At 66.3% G+C, this 21632-nt stretch carries 12 protein-coding genes; 4 read left to right on the top strand and 8 right to left on the bottom strand.

Translation table 11 applies throughout. The features are described from left to right. Positions 1–5 precede the first annotated feature (5 nt). Positions 6–590, top strand: coding sequence for a manganese efflux pump MntP family protein (locus tag XaplCFBP3123_RS15475; protein WP_104535029.1), 585 nt, complete (start codon positions 6–8; stop codon positions 588–590). Between the two features lie 183 nt (positions 591–773). Here the strand turns inward: XaplCFBP3123_RS15475 and XaplCFBP3123_RS15470 are convergent, their stop codons facing one another. From XaplCFBP3123_RS15470 to XaplCFBP3123_RS15460, 3 genes are all read right to left on the bottom strand, one after another. Next, entirely contained in the window at positions 774–4223 is a 3450-nt protein-coding gene (locus tag XaplCFBP3123_RS15470; RefSeq protein WP_104534847.1) for a hybrid sensor histidine kinase/response regulator, read from the bottom strand. Between the two features lie 556 nt (positions 4224–4779). Next, positions 4780–7200, bottom strand: a complete 2421-nt coding sequence (locus XaplCFBP3123_RS15465; RefSeq protein ID WP_429001635.1) for a GH36-type glycosyl hydrolase domain-containing protein — start codon at positions 7198–7200, stop codon at positions 4780–4782. After that, positions 7197–8579 (bottom strand): MFS transporter, encoded by a 1383-nt coding sequence (locus XaplCFBP3123_RS15460; protein WP_104535028.1) that lies wholly within the window; start codon positions 8577–8579, stop codon positions 7197–7199. Before XaplCFBP3123_RS15460 ends, XaplCFBP3123_RS15465 begins: the two co-directional genes overlap by 4 nt. A 158-nt stretch (positions 8580–8737) precedes the next feature. Between XaplCFBP3123_RS15460 and XaplCFBP3123_RS15455 the strand changes: the two genes are divergently transcribed. Both XaplCFBP3123_RS15455 and XaplCFBP3123_RS15450 read left to right on the top strand, forming a co-directional pair. Beyond that, positions 8738–9322: a gluconokinase gene (locus XaplCFBP3123_RS15455; RefSeq protein WP_104534845.1), complete on the top strand. Its 585-nt coding sequence runs from the start codon at positions 8738–8740 to the stop codon at positions 9320–9322. Between the two features lie 481 nt (positions 9323–9803). Beyond that, positions 9804–11534: a PQQ-binding-like beta-propeller repeat protein gene (locus XaplCFBP3123_RS15450; protein WP_104534844.1), complete on the top strand. Its 1731-nt coding sequence runs from the start codon at positions 9804–9806 to the stop codon at positions 11532–11534. A 98-nt stretch (positions 11535–11632) separates the two neighbouring features. Here the strand turns inward: XaplCFBP3123_RS15450 and XaplCFBP3123_RS15445 are convergent, their stop codons facing one another. The 5 genes from XaplCFBP3123_RS15445 to XaplCFBP3123_RS15425 form a co-directional block, all read right to left on the bottom strand. Further along, positions 11633–11860, bottom strand: coding sequence for a hypothetical protein (locus XaplCFBP3123_RS15445; protein ID WP_104534843.1), 228 nt, complete (start codon positions 11858–11860; stop codon positions 11633–11635). Continuing rightward, entirely contained in the window at positions 11841–12290 is a 450-nt protein-coding gene (locus XaplCFBP3123_RS15440; RefSeq protein WP_172453303.1) for a 3-dehydroquinate dehydratase, read from the bottom strand. Before XaplCFBP3123_RS15440 ends, XaplCFBP3123_RS15445 begins: the two co-directional genes overlap by 20 nt. 10 nt (positions 12291–12300) lie before the next feature. Then, positions 12301–12735, bottom strand: a complete 435-nt coding sequence (locus XaplCFBP3123_RS15435) for a hypothetical protein (protein ID WP_104534842.1) — start codon at positions 12733–12735, stop codon at positions 12301–12303. Between the two features lie 298 nt (positions 12736–13033). After that, complete coding sequence (locus tag XaplCFBP3123_RS15430) at positions 13034–16894, bottom strand: translocation/assembly module TamB domain-containing protein (protein ID WP_104534841.1); 3861 nt, start codon at positions 16892–16894, stop codon at positions 13034–13036. Then, positions 16891–18672, bottom strand: a complete 1782-nt coding sequence (locus XaplCFBP3123_RS15425; protein WP_104534840.1) for an autotransporter assembly complex protein TamA — start codon at positions 18670–18672, stop codon at positions 16891–16893. The genes XaplCFBP3123_RS15430 and XaplCFBP3123_RS15425 overlap by 4 nt, the downstream gene beginning before the upstream one ends. A gap of 238 nt (positions 18673–18910) precedes the next feature. On the opposite strand from XaplCFBP3123_RS15425, the gene XaplCFBP3123_RS15420 reads away from it, so the two are divergent. Further along, positions 18911–21601, top strand: a complete 2691-nt coding sequence (locus XaplCFBP3123_RS15420) for a TonB-dependent receptor domain-containing protein (protein WP_172453323.1) — start codon at positions 18911–18913, stop codon at positions 21599–21601. Positions 21602–21632 lie beyond the last annotated feature (31 nt).

The following is a 21632-nucleotide window of genomic DNA, read 5'->3' as shown; positions in this document are numbered from 1 at the left end:
TGTCGATGTCTCCTTTTTCCATTATTTTGATCGGTTTCGCGATGTCGACCGATGCGTTTGCCGCAGCGATCGGCAAGGGCGCGGCGATGCGCAAGCCGCAGTGGCGCGATGCATTGCGCGCCGGGTTGATCTTCGGTTGCATCGAGGCGATCACCCCGGTGATCGGCTGGCTGCTGGGGCGCGCCGCGTCCAGCTACGTGTCCGACTACGACCACTGGATCGCCTTCGTGCTGCTCGGTGCGCTGGGCACGCACATGATCGTGGCCGGGCTGCGCAACGATCCGGACGACGCCGAAGAAGCAGCGTCCAGTACGCCGAAACGGCATGGCTTGCTCGCCTTGGCCACCACCGGTTTTGCCACCAGCATCGATGCGATGGCGGTCGGCGTGAGCCTGGCCTTTCTGGACGTGCATATCGGCGTGGTGGCGATGGTGGTCGGGCTGTGCACCTTCAGCATGGTCACCGCAGGCGTCATGCTGGGCCGCGTGCTTGGCAACCTGATCGGCAAACGCGCCGAGATCCTCGGCGGTGTGATCCTGGTGATCGTCGGCAGCGTCATCCTCTACGAACACCTCAGCGGTGCCGCGTAGCACACGGCAGTCTCCGGTAGGAGCGCACCCGGGCGCGACGAGGCGTTATCGGTAATGCCTGTCGCGCCCGGGTGCGCTCCTACGATGCATGGCATTGCGCTCCGCGCGCGATCGGCATCGTGGGATTTTTAATCGATGCCGCGTGCAGTCCCGCATGTCGCGGTGATGGCAGCGATACACCCGTCAGCGCGTTTTCGCGTCGTGATGCGCACTCAGGAACGCGCGTAACGAGGCCGGCTTCACCGGTTTGGTCAGCAAGCGATAGCCGCGCGCACGCGCGAGTTGCTTGAGTTCGTCGCGGCCATCGGCGGTGAGCAGGGCGCCGGCAATCGGCGCGGTGGCGACGGCCTGCAGCGCATCCAGCGTGTCCAGGCCATCGAGCCGGTCGTGCAGGTGGTAATCCACCAGCATCAGGTCCGGTTGTTCGCGCGCGCGTTCCAGCGCCTGATCCACCGTGCTGGCGGTGATCACCTCCACCTGCCAGCGACCGAGCAGGGCGCGCATGCCGTCGAGGATCTCGCGGTCGTTGTCCACGCACAGCACGCACAGGCCCGCCAGCGAATCGCCGCTGGGCAGCGCGCGCGCAACGGCGACCGGCAGTACCGGGGCCAGCCGGACTGCCGCCACACGCGGCAGCAGGATCGAGAACATGCTGCCGCGACCGACCTGGCTGCGCGCGCTCAGGTCGTGATCGAGCAGGCGCGAGATGCGTTGGCAGATCGACAGGCCCAGGCCCAGACCCTGCTCGCCCCAGTCGAACGGCTGCTGATAGCGGCGGAATTCTTCGAAGATCTGCCGCATGTGGTGCTCGGGAATGCCCGGGCCGGTGTCCCACACCTGCAGCTCCACGTGCTCGCCGCGGCCGCGCATGCCCAGCACGATGCGGCCCTGGCGCGTGTAGCGCAGCGCATTGGCGAGGAAGTTCTGCATCACCCGGCGCAGCAGACGGCGGTCGCTGCGCACCCACAGCGGGCGGCTGTGCACCTGCAGCTGCAGACCGCGGCTGGCCGCCACCGGCGCGTATTGCGCGGCCAGTTCGTGCATCAGCGCGCTGGCATCGAAGTCCTCGACCGTGGGCCGCAGGCCGCCGGCATCCAGCCGCGAGACGTCGAGCAGGCCATCGAGCAACTCCTCGGCCGCGCGCAGCGAAGCATCCACACGCTCGGCCAGATGGCGTTGCTCCTCGTTGTTCTGATGGCTCTCGCGCAGGGCCGAGGCGAACAGCCGCGCGGCATTGAGCGGCTGCAACACGTCGTGGCTGATCGCGGCCAGAAAGCGCGTCTTGGATTGCTGCGCCAGCTCGGCCTCGCGCGAGCGATCGGCCACGCGCTGCTCCAGGTTCTCGTTGGCGTCCAGCAGCGCGCGTTCGGCACGCTTGTAGTCGGTGATGTCGTTGTAGCTGGTGACATAACCGCCGCCGGGCAGCGCCTGGCCGCGCATCTCGATCACCTTGCCGTCGCTGCGGGTGCGCTCGAACACATGCGGCGAGCCGGCACGCATGTGGCGGATACGGCGATCGATCTGATCTTCGATATCGCCCTCGCCCAGCTCACCGCGCTCGGCGTTATAGCGGATAAGATCCGCCACCGGGCGACCGACATACAGCATGCCGTCCGGATACCCGAACAGCTGCTGATAGCGACGATTCCACGCGGTCAGGCGCATTTCCGGGTCGACCACGCTGACCGCGGCGCTGATGTTTTCCAGCGTGGTGGACAGGATCTCGCGATTGAAGCGCAGCTCCTGGCCGGCTTCGTCCAGCACCGCCACCACCTCGCCCAGTTCCATGCCCGAGCCGCGCAACAGGCTGGTCAGCACCAGCCGTGCGGAGGCCGCGCCGATCGAGGCGGCCAGCAGGCGCTCGGTGAACTGCACCCAGGCGCGATCGGCCACCACGGCCGGTTGCAGTTCGCGCTCCAGCAGCACCGCCTGGTCGACGAAGGCACGATGCGCATGCCGCTCGCCCACCACGCGCTCGGCCAGTGCCTGCAGATCGGCCACGCGCACATGCCCGGGCCAGTCGCCGGCCACCGCCGGACGCTGCGCATACGGCTCCAGGAATGGCGCGGCGCGCAGGCGTTCGTCCACGCCGGGGCGCCAGCGTGCGGAGACCAGCAGCATTGCGCCGACATTGATCAGCAGCGACCAGAACGTGCCGTGCGCCAGCGGGTCCCAGCCATGCATGCCGAACAGCTGCTGCGGCTGCAACCAGGCGATGCCGAACGGCCCGTCCACCAGCCAGTCCGGCTGCATCCAGCCTGCGCGCGTGGCAGCCGGCAGCAGCAGCGTGTAGATCCAGGTCATGAAGCCCAGCACCATGCCGGTCTCCACGCCCTTGCGGCTGGCGCCGCGCCAGTACAGCCCGCCGATCACCCCCGGCGCGAACTGCGCCACCGCCGCAAAGGCCATCAAGCCGTAGGCCGCCAAGGTGGTGTCGTTGGCCACGCTGCGGTGGTAGCCGTAGGCGATCAGCGCCAGCAACAGGATGGCGACGCGACGGATCCACAACACCCGCGAGGCCACCGCCGCGCGCGCATCGGCGCTGCCGCGGCGGCGCAGCAGCACCGGCATCACCAGATCGTTGCTGACCATGGTGGCCAACGCGATGCTGGCCACGATCACCATGCCGGTGGCGGCGGAAAACCCGCCTACATAGGCCACCAATGCCAGCACGATATTGCCCTGGCTCAGCGGCAGCGCCAGCACCACCGCGTCGTCGACCACCGTGCTGCCCTTGCCGAACAAGGCCACGCCGGCCGAGGCGATCGGCACCACCATCGCCGAGATGATCACCAGATAGGCACCGAACAACCAGCGCGCGCGACGGATGTCGCCGACGTCGCTGCATTCCACCACCGCCACATGGAACTGGCGCGGCAGGCAGATCACCGCCAGAAAGCTCAGCAAGGTCTGCGAAATGAAGCCCACCGACGGGGTGTGCTCGAACAAGGTGCGCGCCGAGTCGGCGATGGGCAGCTGGTGATCGCTCAGCCACACCCAGGCGAACAGGCCCACCGCGACGATGGCGATCAACTTGATCACCGACTCCAGCGCGATCGCCAGCATCATGCCGCGGTGGTGTTCGGTGGCATCGACCTGGCGGGTGCCGAACAAGGTCGCAAACAAGGCCATCAACAGCGCCACGTACAACGCCGGATCGGCAAAGATGCCGCGCCCGGCACTGCTATGCCCGGTCAGCACCTCCAGGCTCATTGCCACCGCCTTGTACTGCAACGCCAGATACGGAACGATGCCGACCAGCGCGATCACCGCCACCAACGCCGCCAGCCGCCGCGAACGACCATAGCGCGAAGAAATGAAATCGGCGATGGAGACGGTGTTCTCGGCGCGTGCGATCAGCGCCAGCCGCTCGATGATGCGCCAGCCGAACAGCAGCAACAGCAGCGGGCCCAGGTAGATCGGCAGATAGCCGAGGCCGTTGCGCACCGCCGAGCCGACCGCACCGTAGAAGGTCCACGACGAGCAGTACACCGCCAGCGCCAGGCTGTAGACCGCCGGCCGCAGCCACGGCCGCTCCGGGTACAGCGGACGACGGTCGCCCCACCACGCCACGCCGAACAGCAGCGCGGCATAGCCGACGGAGACCAGCAGCAGGATCCAGCTTGAGACCAAGGGGCGTTCCTAGGCGGCGCGAGGCGAGCCTGGGAGTTTACGCAGTGGGAAATCGGGATTGGGGGTTGGGGGTTCGTGCCGGACTGTTTGGCGGAGCGTTAAGCGTCAGACGCCCCTCATCCGCCGTTCGGGCACCTTCTCCCGCACGCGGGAGAAGGGACTGCGGTTGCGGTGTGCGCCGTGCGCTTGCCTGAGGAATGGTGTTGGTGTGGCGATGCATGCGTTTCGTGCTGCCGGGAAGCCGGCCCTATGAATCAGCCTGTGGCAAGAGGCATTGGGCTAAGGGTCAAACGCCCCCATCCGCCCTTCGGGCACCTTCCCCCGCATGCGGGAGAAGGGAGCACGGTTGCAGTGTGTGCCATGCGCTCGCCTGTCGCATCTCCGGCCCACCCACTCAGGCAGCCGGCAGGGGACGTCTGCGGCATGGCGGTACGAGGTTGTGAACGGTCGGGCGACGATGCGCCGTTGTCGCGATCAGCCGATGATGCAGCAGCCACCCGGTGCTGCCCCCTCTCCCGCCTGCGGGAGAGGGGCCCGAAGGGCGGGTGAGGGCCGTTCAGCCGGGCAGGCGCACCTGCACCCCATACGTACGGCCGGCGACGATGCCGTGCACACGTTGGTCCGGGCAAGCGGCTCCATCCACTTCAACATCTACCTGCGTGCGTCCCGGCTCACGTGTCAGCGTCACCTCGAACTGCGCACCGCGGAACTGGCGCGTCACCTGGGCCTGCGGCCAGTACGAGGGCAGCTGCGGGCGGATCGCCAACGCGTCGCCCTCGCCGACCAGGCCGAACAGACCTTCCAGCACGCAGCGATACACCCAGGCCACCGTGCCGGTGTTGAACAGCTGGCTGGAACGCCCGGCCGTGCGCGGATACTGGTGCCAGGCGCCGCGATAGTAGTTGGGCAACGACACCGGCAGGTGGCCGCGCTGCAGCACGTCCTCGCGGGTGGGGCCGGGCAGCATCGCGCGCAGGACCTCCCAGGCGCGGTCGGCCTCGCCGATCTGGTACAGGCTGTACAGATAGAACGCCACCGCATGGTTGTAGACCGCGCCGTTTTCTGCGGCACCCGGCCACTTCTGCGTCAACCGGCCCACGTCATCGCGCATGTGCGTGTAGGCCGGGGCCAGCATCACCGGCCCGTACGGCGTATGCAGCTGTTCGCGCACCGCGTCCAGCAGGGCCGCGCGCTGCGCGCTATCGGCGGTGCCGGCCAGCAGCGCAAAGCTCTGTGGATTGAGATAGATGCGCCCCTCCACGTCCTCGGCGATGCCGAAGCGCACGCCATCGTCGGTGATGCCGCGCGCATACCAGTTGCCGTCCCACAGTTCGCGATTGGCATCGGCGTTGACCGTTCGCACGGCCTGCGCAAACGTCTCCGCCTGCGTGCTTCGTCCATGCGCTGCGCAGATGCCCGACCACAGCCGCAGCGCATACGCGGTGGCCACGGTGAGCCAGCCGGACACGCCCTTGCCGCGCCAGCCGACCATGTTCATCGGATCGCACCAGTCGCCCTGCGCGATGAAACTCAAACCACGTGCATCGCGCGCGTCCAGCAACCAGTGCATCGCCGCATCCAGTCGCTCGGCCACGCTGAGCGCGTGCCCGTCGTGCGTGCGGACTACCGCGTCGAGCACGCTGGCGTCGCCGGTTTCGGCCAGATAGGCGCTCAGGAAGATCGGCAACCACACGCAGTGATCGGTATGCGGCACCTGGTTGATGTATTTCAGCTCGGCGCCTTCCACCAGCAGGATGCCGTCCGGCATCGCGCCGCTGGGTTCCTGCTGCGAGAGCGCGTGCAGCAACGCCGCGCGTGCGGTGGCCGGCTGCAGGTAGGCCATGCCCATGTGGTCCTGCAGATAGTTGCGCGTCTGCGGATCGGTGGTCAGGCGATTGACGTCGCCGTGATAGAACACCTGCCGCGGCAACCAATGATTGACCAGGTTGTCCAGCGCCGGATCGGGCGTGGCGATCTGCACGCAGCCCTGCCCGCCCTGCAGATAGTGCGCGTAGTCGCGCGCTGCGGCGGCAAAGCCGGCTTCGGACAGATAGCGCGCACGCAGCGCGGCGATTTCCGCATCATCCCTGGCCGGCCCGAACGCGAAGCGATACACGCGTGCCGCATCGGCGTCCAGCGTCAGCCGATACTGCAGCGCGGCTGCCGGGTTCTCGTAGTGCGCGTCGCTATTGCCCAGCTGCTCGGCCTGGATGGCCGAGGGCGCATGCAGGCCGCCCTCGCCTTCGAAGGCCATCTGCTGCGCGTCCCAGGCCACCGGGGGCTGCTCGTGCAGCAGGAAGGTGCAGTCCTTGAAATCGCGCTGACGGAAATAATCGTCCACCTTCTGATACGGCGCCACGCTACGGCAGACAATGCCGCCCAGCGCCGGCTCATAGCCACCGCTCTGGTGCATCCACGACATGTAGCCGATCGGAAAATACGGATACAGACTGAGCCGGCGCGTACGCCCGGACTGGTTATGCACGCGGCATTCCCACAGCTCCACCGCATCGTCGGTGGGCAACGCCACACACAGCTCCACCACGATGCCGTCATGGCGCACCCGCCAGCGCACATCGTGCTTGCCGGCGGAAAACACGAACTGCTCCGGCGGCGCGCGCACCGGTTCGTGCGGCACCGAATACAACGCACCGCTGTCTTCGTCCTTGAGATAGAAGAAACGCCCGGGATGATGCGCGTAGTAGGGCTGCTCGGGCATCATGAAGTTGCGCGCCTCCAGCAGCGGCGCATGGGCGTACTTGGCCGGCTCCGGCTGCATGAACTGCCCGGTGGCGTAACCACGGCAGGTCAGCTGCAGCATCATGCGGCGGTTCCACAGGAATCCACCCGCGTTCGGCATCGCAGTGGGGCTGTAGAGCGCATACCGCGTGCCGTCGGCGCTGGGCGCGAGCAACGCGGAAAGATCGGCGTTGGACGTGGTGCCGGAATCAGCGTGGGAGAGTGCAGACACGGTCAGCGGTACTCCTGTTCGTCGCGCTTGCGCGCGGCCAGTTCGTGTTGGATGCGGCGCAACAAGCCATCGTCGAGTGGATAGAAGCGCATGGTCCAGGCCGCCAGCAGCGCCACCGCGCCCGGGATCACCGTCAGCAGCAGCACGATGCCGGTCAACGACCCGGCCGACTGCGCGCTGTTGGCCACATAGCCCATGCCCGCCAGCACCCAGGCGATGCCGGCCGAGGCCAGCGCGCCGCCGAGCTTTTGCGAGAAGGTCGCGGCGGCAAAGGTCATCGCGGTGGCGCGCCGGCCGGTGCGCCACTCGGTGTAGTCGGCGCTGTCGGCGTACATCGAAAAGGCCAGCGGCGACTTCGGCCCCAATGCCAGCCCGATCAACATGTTCAGCGCAAAGATCGCCCACACCGCATCGGCAGGAATGAAAAACATCAGACAACTCAACACGCCCACCACCGCCATCAGCGCGGTCATCAACTGGCGCTTGTCCCACTGCCGCGTCAGTAGCGGCGTGATCGCTGCGCCCACCGCCAAGGACACCGAATAGCCGCCCAGGAACAGCCCGGTCAGCTCCGGCCGCTGCACGTAGTACTTGAGGTAGTACACGCCCGCACCGCCGCGCATGACAATCGTGATCATGATGATCAGCGACAGCACGAACAGCACGCACCACGGCTTGTTCTGCAGCAGGTCGGCGATATCCCGGCGGATCGGCGTGCGCTGTTGCGGCGGTGGCTGCACGCGCTCGCGCGTGGTCAGCGCCACGGTCACCAACAGCGCCACCGCCACCACGCCGTACAGCATCATCGTGCGCTGCCAGCCCAGCGCATCGTTGCCGGCACCGAGCCAGGCCACCAAGTCCAGGGTGCAATAATTCACTAGCGTGGTGCCGGCGAACGCGGCGATGAAGCGCAGGCTGATCAAGCTGGTGCGCTGGCTGCTGTCGGCGGTGATCACGCCGGACAATGCCGAGTACGGAATGCTCACCACGGTGTAGGCCAGCATCATCACCAGAAAGCTGATCGTGGCCCACCACATGCGCCCGTTCTGGTCCAGCGCGGGCGTGGTGTAGGCGAGCACACCGGTCACCGCCATCGGCACGGCGCCCCACAACAGATACGGGCGGAATTTGCCCCAGCGGCTGCGCGTGCGATCGGCCAGTGCGCCCATCGCCGGATCGGCGATCGCATCGGCGATCTTGGTCAACAGAATCATCGTGCCCACCGCCGCTGCCGGCAGATGCATGGTGTCGGTGTAGAAGATCAGCAAGAACGCGGAGATGTTGGCCCAGTAAAGATTCAGGCCCAGATCGCCGGCGCCGTAGCCCAGCTTTTCGCGCCAGCGCAGACGCGCCGACGCAGGAGACGTTGCAGGCGATGACGTCATCGGCAGACCTTGGAGTGCGTTGAACCCGGCCGAGCGCGCCGTTACGCTGGGCGGCTCGCTCACCTGGCGAGGAGCGCCGACGCTACACCACGCATCGGCTGCCGCCAACGTGAAATCCGGCAAAATGCCGAATCGCTCCGGAGATATAACCTGACGTGATGGACACCGCCACCCCCGCTCCACCCGCGTCCGCTCCGCCTCTGGCCATCGTGGTGATGGGCGTTTCCGGCAGCGGCAAGACCACCATCGCGCAGGCCCTGGCAGCGCATTACGGCTATCGTTTTCTGGATGCCGACGACTATCACAGCGTGGCCGCACGCGCGCAGATGGCCGCAGGCCAACCACTCACCGATGCGATGCGTCTGCCCTGGGTGGAGTTGCTGACTGCCACCCTGCGCGACTGCGTACACGCTGGCGAGTCGGTGGTGCTCGCGTTCTCGGGCTTGCGCGGCGCGCACCGTCAATTGCTGCGCCGCAGCGGCATTCCGATCCGCTTCGTGTTCCTGCACGCGGCACCGCACGTGATCGCTGCGCGCCTGAGCACACGCGCCGGCCACTTCATGCCACCCGGCCTGCTGGATAGCCAGTTGCAGACATTGGAATTGCCGTTGGACGAAGCGGATGTGGTGTCGGTGGATGTGGACGCCACGGTGGCGGAAGTGGTGCAGGATGCGATCGCGCAGTTGGCGCTGATCGCTCCCGCTGCGGTGCATACAGCCGCGCACTCACCTCAGAGCGCGTAACGCGCCGAGCTCACCGCTAAGCGTGCGCTCGATTTGTTCCTTGTCCCACCGGGAGAAGGTGGCGCGAAGCGCCGGATGAGGGGACGAGCGAAGCCTCGTGCATGTTGACGACACAGAAGGCTTCGCCCCTCACCCGAGAGGAGAGAGGCGCTGTTCAACACAGTGGCCACCCTCACAAGGTGGCGCAAAATTTCCTGGTTACTTTTTGCAGACCATTGATTTACGTGCAAATACTCACGCATCGCGACCAATCATTTTTTCTATCGCAGCAGATGCCGATAGTGATGGATCATCAGCATTTGTGCGAATAACGGACACGCTGAACGCAATTTTTCCAAGCTGGTGGCACCAGATGCGAACGGACCCGACCGTTGAATGAATGCAGCGACGTGCGCGTGTTGCACGGTCGCCACAATCGGCCATCTTCAGTCGGCAGATCCGGGGGGATCCAGCGCTTCCTTCCATCTATGGACATGCCGTGATGACACATTCAATTCGCCGCTTGCGATTTCGCAGTTTGACGCTCGTTCCCTGCCTGCTTGCCAGCGCAGTGGCTTTCGCCCAGTCCACCCCCGCAACCGCAAAACAGCCGGTGTCGTCCCTGGATACCCAGGCGTTCGCACGCTCCGGCCAGATCTGGCGCAGCTTCGGCAATCAGCTGCCGTTCGCGAGCCCCACCAGCTGGAGCACCGCCGGCGGCGGCTACTTGAACCAGCGCTTCGCGCCGGGCGAGTGGAAGATCAATCGCACCACCGCCGGGACGCTCAAGCCGGCCTGGACCCTGACCACCACCGGCGACATCTCGGCCACGCCGAGCGTGGAAGGGGGAACGTTGTACGTGCCCGACTGGGGCGGCACGCTGTATAGCGTCGACACCCAGACCGGCAAGCCGAACTGGCAGGCCAAGCTGTCCGACTACACCGGCAACGCCAACTCGGTGACGCGCAACACCCCTGCCATCAGCGCCAACAGCATCATCGTCGGCGACCAGGCCGCCGGTACGGTGCTGGCGATCGACAAGAAGACCGGCAAGCTGCTGTGGAAGACCACCGCCGAAGCCAACCCGCAGGCGCGCATCACCTCTTCGCCGGTGATCTACGGCAACCGCGTTTACCTGGGCATCTCTTCCGGCGACTGGGGCAACATGGACCCGACCCACACCTTCAGTTTCCGCGGCAGCGTGGTGGCCCTGGATCTGAACACCGGCGAGAAGGTGTGGCAGTTCTACAACGTCCCCGAAGGCTATACGGGCGCATCGGTGTGGGGCCAGGTGGCGATCGATCCGGTCAACCGCCGCCTGTATTTCGGCACCGGCAACAACTACAACGTTCCCGCCAGCGTGGGTAACTGCGTGTCCAACGCACGCTCCTACCGCGGCAGCGAACTCACCGTGCAGGACGAACTCGATTGCATGGCGCCGGACAACTACGTCGACTCGGTGGTCTCGCTGAACCTGGACACCGGCAAGCTGGTCTGGGCCGATCGCGCGCAGGGCTACGACGCCTGGAACCTGTCATGCGTCGCGGCGCCCACCAATGGCCTGTGCCCGAACACCCAGGCCAGCAACCTGACCGGCCCTGATTACGACTTCGGCGGCGCCGGCGTGCAGCTGTTCACCGTGCCGCGCGACGGCAAGCCGCAGCAGCTGGTCGGCGCCGGCCAGAAGAGCGGCATGTACTGGGCATTCGACGCCAACACCGGCGCCAAGGTCTGGTCGACCCAGGTCGGCCCGGGCGGCACCACCGGCGGCGTCGAATGGGGCACCGCGTTCGACCCGTACAAGTCGCAGATCTATGTGGCCATCAACAACAGCACCAACGCCACCTATACGCTGGGACCGGACAATACCCAGAGCCACAACGGCGGTTCGTGGGCGGCGCTGGATGCGGCCACCGGCAAGATCAAGTGGCAGGTCAAGGTGCCCGGCATCAACCGCGTGAATCCGAACGTGCCGGCCGGCGGCCAGGGCTCGCTGACGGTGTCGCCGAACCTGCTCTACGCCGGTTCGATGGCCGGCAACATGGTCGCCCTGGATGCCGACACCGGCGCCACCGTGTGGAACTACGACGCCACCGGCTCGGTGATCAGCTCGCCGGCCATCGTGGACGGTGCGCTGTACTGGGGCGCCGGCTACGGCCGCTTCAACTTCGGCACTGCAGCGACCACCAACCAGCTGACCAAGTTCGTGCCGGAGGCCAGCCCGGCCAAGTAAGCGTCAACCCACGTGATCTGCGTCGAGCGACGCACAAGCACGGCAGAACGACGACGCCACCTTCGGGTGGCGTCGTTGTATGTGGCGGGAACACGCCGCTACAGACGCGTGACCTGGCACAAGCGGATCTGCCCCGCTTCCAGCCCGTGCGCCTCGGCCGCGCGGCGGCGCAACGTACCTACCAGCCCGGCGGCATCCAGCGCGCCATCGGCAGGCACCTCCACGCTGTGGGCCAGTTGCCCCCACAACACCGGCCGACCGTCGCAATAGCCCTCGTAGTCGGCGAAATAATGCAGCTGGCGCGGCTCAGGTACCGACGTGGACATCGCCCTGGATCTCCGTGCAGCCCAGATGTTCAAGCGCAATTTCCAGCCCGAGCAGATAGCTCTGCGCGCAGTAACCGCGCACCGTCGCGATGCGTCGCCCGACACCCTCCGGCAGGCAACGCTCCGGCCGGTCCACGCGATCGTCGTGGGCCTCAACGAACGGGTACGGCAACGCGCCGAGCACACGGTGCAGGCGGGCACTGTCCACGCAGCTGCCCGGATCGATCAACGCGATTTCCATCCGCGCCTGCCCGGCCACGCGCAAGGCATCCAGCAGCTCCTGCTCCGACCCGCAGGCACGCAACGCCACCGTCTTGCCCGCATCCCCCGCGCACGCCACCAGTTGCCGGATCACGGCCCGCGGCAACGGCTGCGGCCCACGCACCAGCGGCATCGCCGCCTCCGGCCCACGCACGATCATGATCGACATGGCAGCCTCCTCAGGCAGCGGCGCGCAAGGGCGCGCACGGGGACGGCAGACAGCGCGCGGCAATACCCAACGACATCGCATAGGCGCGCGGCGCATCGTGCGGCGTAATCACCACCGCCAGCGGCGCATGTTGCGGATGCAGCCACGGCTCCAGTTCCTGCGCCGCGTCGGTATGCAGCTCGATGTACGGCGCAGGCAGCGCATCCAGTGCCGCACGCAATGCCGTGGCATGCACCTGCGCACGCTCGGACGGCGACAGATCGCCCGAATCCAGCAACACCAGTTCCACCTCGGCATCGCCGCCGGCGGCCTGCAGGCCGGCGATCAAGCCATCGACATCGGCACACGCCAGCGTGCGCAATGCACGGCCAGCACACTCGGGCAGCTGCATCGGCGCCACCTGCGCCGGATCGGCCTGCGGACCTTGCAAAATCAGGATACACATCGTGTTCGGCTCAACGCACCACAGTGCGGGAGTGCCAAGGTAGGTCTGCCGGCCGTAAAGGAGCTAGGCACGTGCCGATGTAACGGCATAAAGAGTGCGTAATGCCTGCACGATGTCGGCGTGTCCCGCACGGCAATGTGGCGGGGCCGGTTCTAGATAACCGCAGCGCTCGGCCTGGCGATGTCGTCTCGCACGCGTGACCAAACATCCCTGGATATCCGCATTGCGTCAGGCCTGGACCTGACGCGATGCAGTAGCACCACGCACGCCACGCGATACGCTGGTGCACGATTGGCTGCTACTTCTCCCGCCGCCAGTTCACCGAGCCCTTGGTCTCCACCGTGCTGGATTCGGCTTCCACATCGAAGCCACGGCTGAGCAGGTATTTCAGCGTCAGTACCGAGCCGCTGCCGACCATCGAGACACCGTAGCCGACATAGAGTTTGGGCGAGAGGTACTTGCCGAAGCCCACCACCGAGCCGACGGTGCTGGATTCGCTGACGCCGGCTTCGTCCAGGCCGAGCTTGGCGCCGATCTGCGAGGCGATCAGGCTGCTGCCGGCCGACAGCGCGGCCGAGGCGGCGCTGACCTGCTGGGTTTCGTCGCTGCTGGCGGTGGACAGGCCGCGGCCGAGCACCAGGTAGGACAGTGCTTCGGATTGCGACATCGCCGGTTCCGACCACACATCGGCACGCGGCGATTCGGCGCGTCCGCTGACGTCGATGCCGGCGGTGACATCGCCAACCTTGCGTTCGGCGCGCAGGCTCACGCGCGGGTCGGAGACGATGTTGTTGTTCCAGGTCAGCTGGCCGCGACTGATGGTCAGGTCCTGGCCGTAGGCCTTGTAGCGGCCGCGCACGTCCAGCCCGCCGTTGGCGGTCATCTCGCGGCCCGGGCGCGCGCGGATCTGCATCTGCCCGCTCAGTCCACCCTTCAGGCCGAAGCCGCTCATGTTGACCTTGTCGCCAAGCACGATGGCCAGGTCCATATCCAGCGGCGAGGCCGGCGCTTCTTCCGGGTCCACCGGGTCCAGCACCACCACGTCCTCGGACACCGAGGTGCCGCGATCCAGGCGTTCCAGGTCGATATCGGCTTCGGGCACGGTGACCTTGCCGCGCAGTTGCATGGTGTTGTCGGTGATGCCGAACTGCATGTCCGGGTTGGCGATGATGCGCAACTCGCTGGTGTTGTAGGCCAGCACGTTCTGGCCGCGGATATTCAGCAGCAACGGCGTGCTGGTGCCGAACCACGATAGCCCGCCATCGATGTTGAGCGTGCCTTCGCCGGACTTGGCCGATGCGGTGATCTTGGCCGAGCCATCCGGCAGCGCGTCGAAGCGTCCCTTGCCCTCGCTCAGGGTCAACCCCATCGAGGGATATTCGGCAGTGAAGTTGCTCAAGGTGGCATCGCCGCCCAGCAGCGGTTTGTCGCGGGTGCCGCGCAGGCTCACATGGCCTTCGACCAGGCCCTTGGGCTGCACCACATCGGCCACCACCAGCTCCAGCCAGTACAGCCGCGACATATTGAGATACAGCTCGCCGTTGAGCGGCGCGTACGCATCCCAGCCGGTGTTGAACTTGGCATCGACAAAGCCGGCACCCTGGAAGCCGATACCCAGCTTGGCCTGGATCTGCTGCGGGGTGAAATCGGCCTGCACGCTGAACTGGTCGTAGCGCAGCAACTCGCCGCGGTTGGGATTGCCCGCCACCGCCGCGTAGCGGGTTTCGCCCAGGCGGATGCCGCCTTCGGGCGAGGCGAGGCGGAACGAGCCTTCCCAGGCATTGCCGCGCGGCTTGAAGCTGCCATCGAGCGCAAGCTCGCCGCGCAGGTAGATCTGTCGCCCCTGCTGCTTGGGCAACCACGGCTGCACCAGCGACAGCGGCAGCGCATCGCCATGCACCACCATGCCCTCGCGCGGCCAGTTGGCGCTGGCGCACAGCGCGCCGCCGGTGGCCGCGCCCAGGCAGGTGTCGGACAGGGTAAATGCCGCGCCGTCGGTGCTGAATTGCGCCGGCTGGCGCAGCGCCCAGGCATCGCCCTTGGCCGGTGCGATCCGCAGCGTGGCAACCTGGCCCTGCCAGCGCTCGCCGTTGCGACGGACATCGCCCTGCAGCGCAACGTTGGCCATGCTGTTGGCGATATCGGCATCCAGGCGCAGCGCTTCCACCGCACCGCGTGCCTGCACACGCACGCTGTCCAGTACCACGCCGGCTTCGATCGCGGTGCCCTGCAATGCCAGTTGTCCGTCGCTGCCGCGCCACGGCAGACGCCCACGCAGGCTGATGCCATGCGCGCTGTAGTCGTTCCAGCGCAAGCCGTTGCCGACAATGTCGGCAGTGATGTCCGGGGCATCGCGCTTGCCGCTGACCTGCAGTTGCCCGCGCATCGTGCCGGTGGCGCCGGGCAAGACATCGTCCAGCTGCAGCGGCTGCAATTGCGCGGCGATGTCCAGCTGGTCGCCGACCTTGCCCTTGGCAGTGATGCGGCTATTGCCCAGCGACAGCTGCAATTGGCCCTCGCCCTGTTCACCACGCAAGGCGAACTTGCCGTTGGCCGACAGCGCGCGTTGACGCAGCTGGCCGGTCAAGCTTGGAATATCCGCAGTGGCCTCGAAGCCCGGCGACACACCACCGGCCGGTGCCGGCAGCTGGCGGCCCTTGGAGGCGACCTTGCCGGACAGATTGCCATTCCAGCCTGGCGCAAAATAGCCCGGATCGAACTTGGCCAGCTGGGCAGTGACATCCCATTGCAGCTCCGGCGTCCAGCCCACTTCGCCGGTGAGATCCAGCGAGCCGCCCGGGGTCTTGGCCTGCACCTGCTTGAGCTGCGCACGCTGATCGTTGCCGCGGCTGTCGAACACCAGTGCGGCCTGCTGCCCGTCGCGCTCCAGCGTGGCGCGGCCGATCGCCGCCCACGCCTTCAAGGTGCCGGCCACGCCCAGACGCGCGTCGACCAGTTCGACCGGGACCACCGGCGCATCGGGGGTGGCCGGGTCCGGCGTCGGGGTGAAGCGCAGGCCGCTGGCGTTGACCGCAAAACGGAAGCTCGGATTCTGCGTATCGCGAAAATCCGCAGTGCCACGCAACTGCGCGCGGCCTTCGAAGGCATCGATCACCAACGGCTCGACCGTGATCACCTGGTCCAGCAGGCTGATGTGCGAGGGCTGCAAGGTGGCGCTCAACTCGCCCTGCTTGACGCTGCCTTGCAGGTCGGCGTTGCCGCCCTTGCCGGAGGCCTGCAGATTCAGTGCGATCGGTGTGGCCGGGGCGGCGTACTGCCCGTTGGTGGCCGGCATCAGCAGCGAGGTATCCAGCGCCTCGGTGACAGCCTTGAAGGCCCAGGTCGGGTCGTCGCGCCCGGTGAACACCAGGCTGGCCTGCAGCGGTGCCGGCGCGCGGCCGGCAATGGCCACTTCCATCTTGTCCAGATCGCCGCGTGCAACCAGCCCCAGGCTGGCCGGGGTGCGCCCGCGTGCGGCCGGCAGCACCGCGGTGGCGGTGAGGTCGGCGCGGTAATCGTCGTTGGGCACATAGTCGCCGTGCAGGCGGAAGTCGCCCATGTCGGTATCGACCACCAGATTGCGCGTGCGCAGTTCGCCGGTGGCCACTTCCAGCCCGCCCTGCACGGTGTGCAGGACGATCATCGGCTGCTGCAGCTGGGTGATGCGCAGGTTCTCCACAGCGATCTTGTCGGCCTGGATCGCCAGCGGCACGTTGATCTGCGGCAGCGACTCGGGCCAGCTCGGCAGCGTGAACGGCTCGTCGCTCTTGCCCAGATTCAAGGTGGCATTGCTGACCTGCACCGCATCCAGTTGCAGCTTGCGCCCGAGCAGCGGGCGCAGGTCCGGTTCCAGGTACACGCGCTCGGCGGTGAAGTGGATGTCCTGATAACGGAAATCGACATCGCGCAAGGTCAGCGGGCCGGCCACCGGCCCCTCGACCTTGCCATAGGTAAAGGTGGCACCGACCGGCAGGCGCGCGGTGACCTGGGCCAGCAACACATCGCGCCCGGCCACGGTCTGCAGCAACCAGTACACCGCGATCAGCGCCAGCACTACCAGCCCCAGCACGGTCAGCCCGGAGCCCACCCAGAACCGGCGTCGGCGGTAGAAACGCGTGCGGCGCGGGGCGGGGGGCGGCGTAGGGGTCGGCGTGCTCACAGGTTGGCCCCGATATCGATATAGAGCTGGAACTGCGAGTCGGGGTCGTTCAGGCCATGCGCGATGTCCACGCGCACCGGGCCCACCGGCGAGCGCCAGCGCAGGCCGAAGCCGATACCGGTGTGCCAGTCGGGCGTGTCGTCGAAGGCGCTGCCGCTATCGACGAACACCGCGCCGCCCCAGGGGCCGCCCTTGAGGTAATGCTCGTATTCGGCGCTGGCGGTGACCACGTTCTTGGCACCGAGCGCGAATTCGTCCGGCTTGGGCGTGCGCGGGCCGACTTCGCGGAAGGCATAGCCGCGGATGCTGTTGGCGCCGCCGGCAAAGAAGCGCAGGCTCGGCGGCATCGCCACCAGATCGCTGGTCCAGGTGGTGCCGCCTTCGCCGCGCAGGATCACCCGGCCATTGTCGCCGGCGCCCAGAAACCAGCGCAGCTGGCCGTAGACCTGGCCGAAGTTGGTATCCGAGCCGGCGCCTTCGGCACCGCCGCGGATGAAGGCCTGCCCGGACACGCCACTGCGCGGAAACAGGCGGTCGTCGACATTGACGTAATTGACCTGCAACTGCGGATAGATCAGCGTGGAGGTCTCGTAGACCGCATCGGTGAAATCGCTGCCGCTGCTGAACCGCCAGCGCTCGCGCAAGGCATTGATCGAGGCGATCGCACTCCAGCGCTCGTTGATCTGGCCGCTGCGGCTGCCGGTGAGTTTGACGTTGCGCAGGTCGATGTAGTCGGTCTGCTCGTCGTAGAGCCGCGCCGAGGCGGTGTACCAGCCATCCAGCCAGCGGAACGCCGGCACGCGGTAGCTGGTGGTCAGGCTCTTGCGGTTCTGCGCGTAATCCAGCTGCGTGTCCATCTTGTGGCCGCGCGAGTTCACGTAGCGCCGCTCCACGCCGCCACGCACACCGGCGCCGCTCTCGCTGCCGTAGCTCAAGCCCGAGGTGTAGACGGTGCGCTTGGCGCGGGTGAGTTTCACATCCACCGGCACCCGGCCCTGGTCGTCGGCTTCTTCCGGCTTGGGCTGGATATCGATGGTGCTGAAGTAATCCAGCTTGGTCAGCGACTCGCGCAGGCGGTCCAGCTTGCCTTCGTGGTAGTAGCTGCCCTCGTCCCAATACACCAACGGCTCGAACAGGCCGGGGCGGAAGTAGTCGTAGTCGAAGCGCACCTTGCCCATGTCGTAGCGGCGGCCGCTGTCCCAGTTCAGATCGATATCGGCGGCGTGTTCGGCGCGCGTCACCGCGACGCGGCGCTGGGTGAAGTCGGCATCGAAGTAACCGCGCTCGGCCAGCCGGCGGGTGATGCGCACCTTGCTCGCCTCGTACTGCGGATGGCTGAAGACCTGGCCTTCGCGCGGTTCGAACTGCTTGAGATCCTGGCCCAGGTAACGATCCTGCTCGGCCCAGCCGGTGATGGAGATATGCGACTGCCGCACGCGCACCGGCTCGCCGCGCTCCACGGTGATCACCACCGTCACCTTGTCGCCGGCGCGCGGCGCGGCCAGATCGATGGTCGGCGAGTAATAGCCGAACGGTTCCAGTGCCTCGCGCGTCTGCCGTTCGGCCTGCGCCAGCAGATACTCCAGTCGCGATTCGCCCTGCTCCTTGCCCACGGCCTCATACAGAGACAGGGAGACCTCGATGTTCTCGATCATCTCGGCGTCGGCGTCGTCGTCCAAGCCCTTGATTTCGATCTTGTCGATGGTCGCCCGGGCAACCGCTTGCAGCGGAACGAACAGGGTGCACAGCAGGGAGAGAGCAAACGCGGCTTTAAGCATCAGCAAAGGATACCTAGCCTAGGCGTGAAGGGACACAAAATCTAAGCAATCTCGCCTATACGGAGGCGCAGGGGCTGGGTAGAGTCGGGGTGTCGTTAACGTTTCGTTGACAGCAATGCCACGCGGCCTTCCCCCGATTGCCGCGCCCTGTTCCACACCTTTGGAGAGAGAGGTTTCCATGAAGCGCCATTTGTTGGTCAACGCCGTCTGCGCCGCCCTGGCCATGCCATCGCTTGCGATGGCACAGGATTCAGGTGAAGTGACTCAACTGGACAAGGTCACGGTGACAGGGTCGTTGATCCCCCGGTCCCAGGTCGAAACCGCGACCCCGGTGTTTTCGATCACCGCCCAGGACATCCAGCGCCGCGGCTTCAAGGACGTCTACGATGTGCTGCGCTCGCAGCCGATGGCCACCGGCTCGGTGCAGGACGGTCAGTTCAGTGGCGGCTTCACCGCCGGCGCCAAGTCGCTGAGCCTGCTCGGCCTGGATCCTGGCTTCACCCTGGTGCTGATCGACGGCCGGCCGATGGCCGATTACCCGCTGCTCTACAACGGCCAGAGCAACTTCGTCGACCTGGCCAGCGTGCCGGTGGGCATGGTCGAACGCATCGACGTGGCGCCCGGCAACCAGTCCTCGATTTACGGCTCCAGCGCCATTGCCGGTGTGGTCAACATCATCCTGAAGAAGCACGTCGACGGTGTGCAGATGAATTACCGCATGGGCACCTACGACGGTGGCGGCGGCAACAACCAGCGCTTCCAGCTCACCGGCGGCAGCACCCTCGGCAAGGCCGATATCGTCTGGGGCCTGCAGCTCAACAATCAGGACCCGATCTACGGCTACCAGCGGCGCGACTTCGATTCCACCTCCGACAATCCGGATCCCACGCTGCGCTACGGCTCGCGCATCGCGCTGCACAACACGCCAACCACCTACATCGACCCCGGTGCCGCAAACTGCGATGCACTGGGCCCGCTGTTCAACGGCACGGTGCAATACGACAACCGCGCCAATCGCGGCAACTTCTGCAGCAGCCGCACCGAGCCCGGTTACGCCAGCATCCTCAACAAGGAACGCAGCGCCAGCGGCTACGCCAACCTGACCTACGCCTTCAACGACAACACCCAAGGCTACGCGACGCTGCTGCTCAATCGCACCAAGGTGGAGGTCAACGGCGGCTCGCGCTTCTGGCAGACCTCGTCCGATACCGGCGGCTTTTTCTACAATCAGGACAGCCAGCAACTGGAGAGCTACCAGCGCATCTTCGCGCCTGAAGAGACCGGCAACCTGGACTTCAACAACGATCGCCAGACTGCCGATTCCTACAACATCGCCGCCGGCATCAAGGGCGGGCTGGGCGCCAGCAACTGGACCTACGATGCGTACTACGCACGCGCCGAATACCGCATCGACAGCCGCCAGCAGTGGCCGTTGGCCGATCGCATCGAAGACTTCTTCCGCGAGCAGTTCCTGGGGGCCCAGCAAGGCGAGTACTACGGCTATCCGATCTATTCGCCCAACGACGCCAACTTCTATCGCGCATTGACGCCGGCGCAATACCGCAGCTTCAACGACGAGATCCGCACCAAGTCCAGGACCTGGACCCAGAACCTCAACCTGCAGCTCACCAACACCGAGTTGTTCAACCTGCCGGCCGGTGCGGTCGGCGTGGCCGGCGTGCTGCAGGCGGGCAACCAGTATTGGGAAAACCCGACCGATCAACGCGTGATCGCCGGCGACTTCTACCAGCTGACCGGCACCCAGGGCAGCGGCAAGCGCGACAACTGGGCGGCGGCGTTCGAAATGCGCGTACCGATCCTCTCGACGCTGACGGCCAACCTGTCCGGACGCTTCGACGACTACAAGAACCAGGGCGGCGGTGGCGATTCCAAGTTCACCTACAAGGCCGCGCTGGAATTCCGTCCGATCGATTCGCTGCTGTTCCGCGGCAACTACGCCACTGCGTTCAAGGCACCGGACATGGCGTTTTCCTTCGCTGGCGACAGCGGCTTCTTCCAGGGCGTCAACGATTACTACCGGTGCGCCGTCGAAGAATCTAACGTGCCGATCGCCGACTGCACCTACGCGGGCACCTCGATCGCCGGACGCCGCGCCGGCAATCGGGACCTGCAGTCGATCACTGCAAAATCCTGGGGCTATGGCGTGGTGTGGTCGCCGAGTGCGCGCTTCAGCGTCAACGCCGATTACTACAACATCAAGATCGACCAGAAAGTCAGCGACCTGAGCACCGACAACCTGCTGCAGACCGAATCGGCCTGCCGTCTCGGCAGCCTGGATATCAGCTCGCCCACCTGCGTGGATGCGCTGTCGCGCATCGATCGCACCGCAGCCGATGCCCCGGTACCGAACCGCTTGAGCAACATCCGCATCAACCCGATCAATATCTCCAACGAGGAAATCTCCGGCGTGCTCAGCAAGGCGACGTACAACCTGGCGACCGAATCCTGGGGCCTGTTCGTCTTCGATGCGCAATACAACCTCACCCTCAAGCACGAAAGCCAGCAGTTCCCGCAGGACCCGGTGCGCGACCTGCTCAGCGAACCGTTCTTCTCCTCCGAGTTCCGCAGTATCGTCAACGCCTCGGTGACGTGGCAGAAAGACGCATGGACCACCACGTTGTTCGGTCAACGCAATGGCCGCACGCCCAACTTCGTGGCGCAACAAAGCACCGATGGGTATGCGGTGGAAGGCGCACGCAAGGTCGGTGCGTGGACCACGCTCAATGCCACGCTGGACTATGCGCTCAACGACGACATCTCGCTGACGGCCACGGTCAACAACCTGGCCGACACCCGGCCGCCGCGCGACCGCACCTACACCAGCTACCCGTACTACAACATCTTCAACTACACCGGCTACGGCCGCTCCTACATGCTGGAGCTGAACTGGCGTTTCGGCGCGCACTGAGTGATCCAAGGCGGTAGCGTCCAGCGGCAGC

The sequence above is a fragment of the Xanthomonas arboricola pv. populi genome (assembly GCF_002939945.1).
GTDB lineage: Bacteria > Pseudomonadota > Gammaproteobacteria > Xanthomonadales > Xanthomonadaceae > Xanthomonas > Xanthomonas arboricola_A.
Note: the sequence above shows the minus strand (reverse complement) of the source record. Positions and strands in the feature narration are given on the sequence as shown.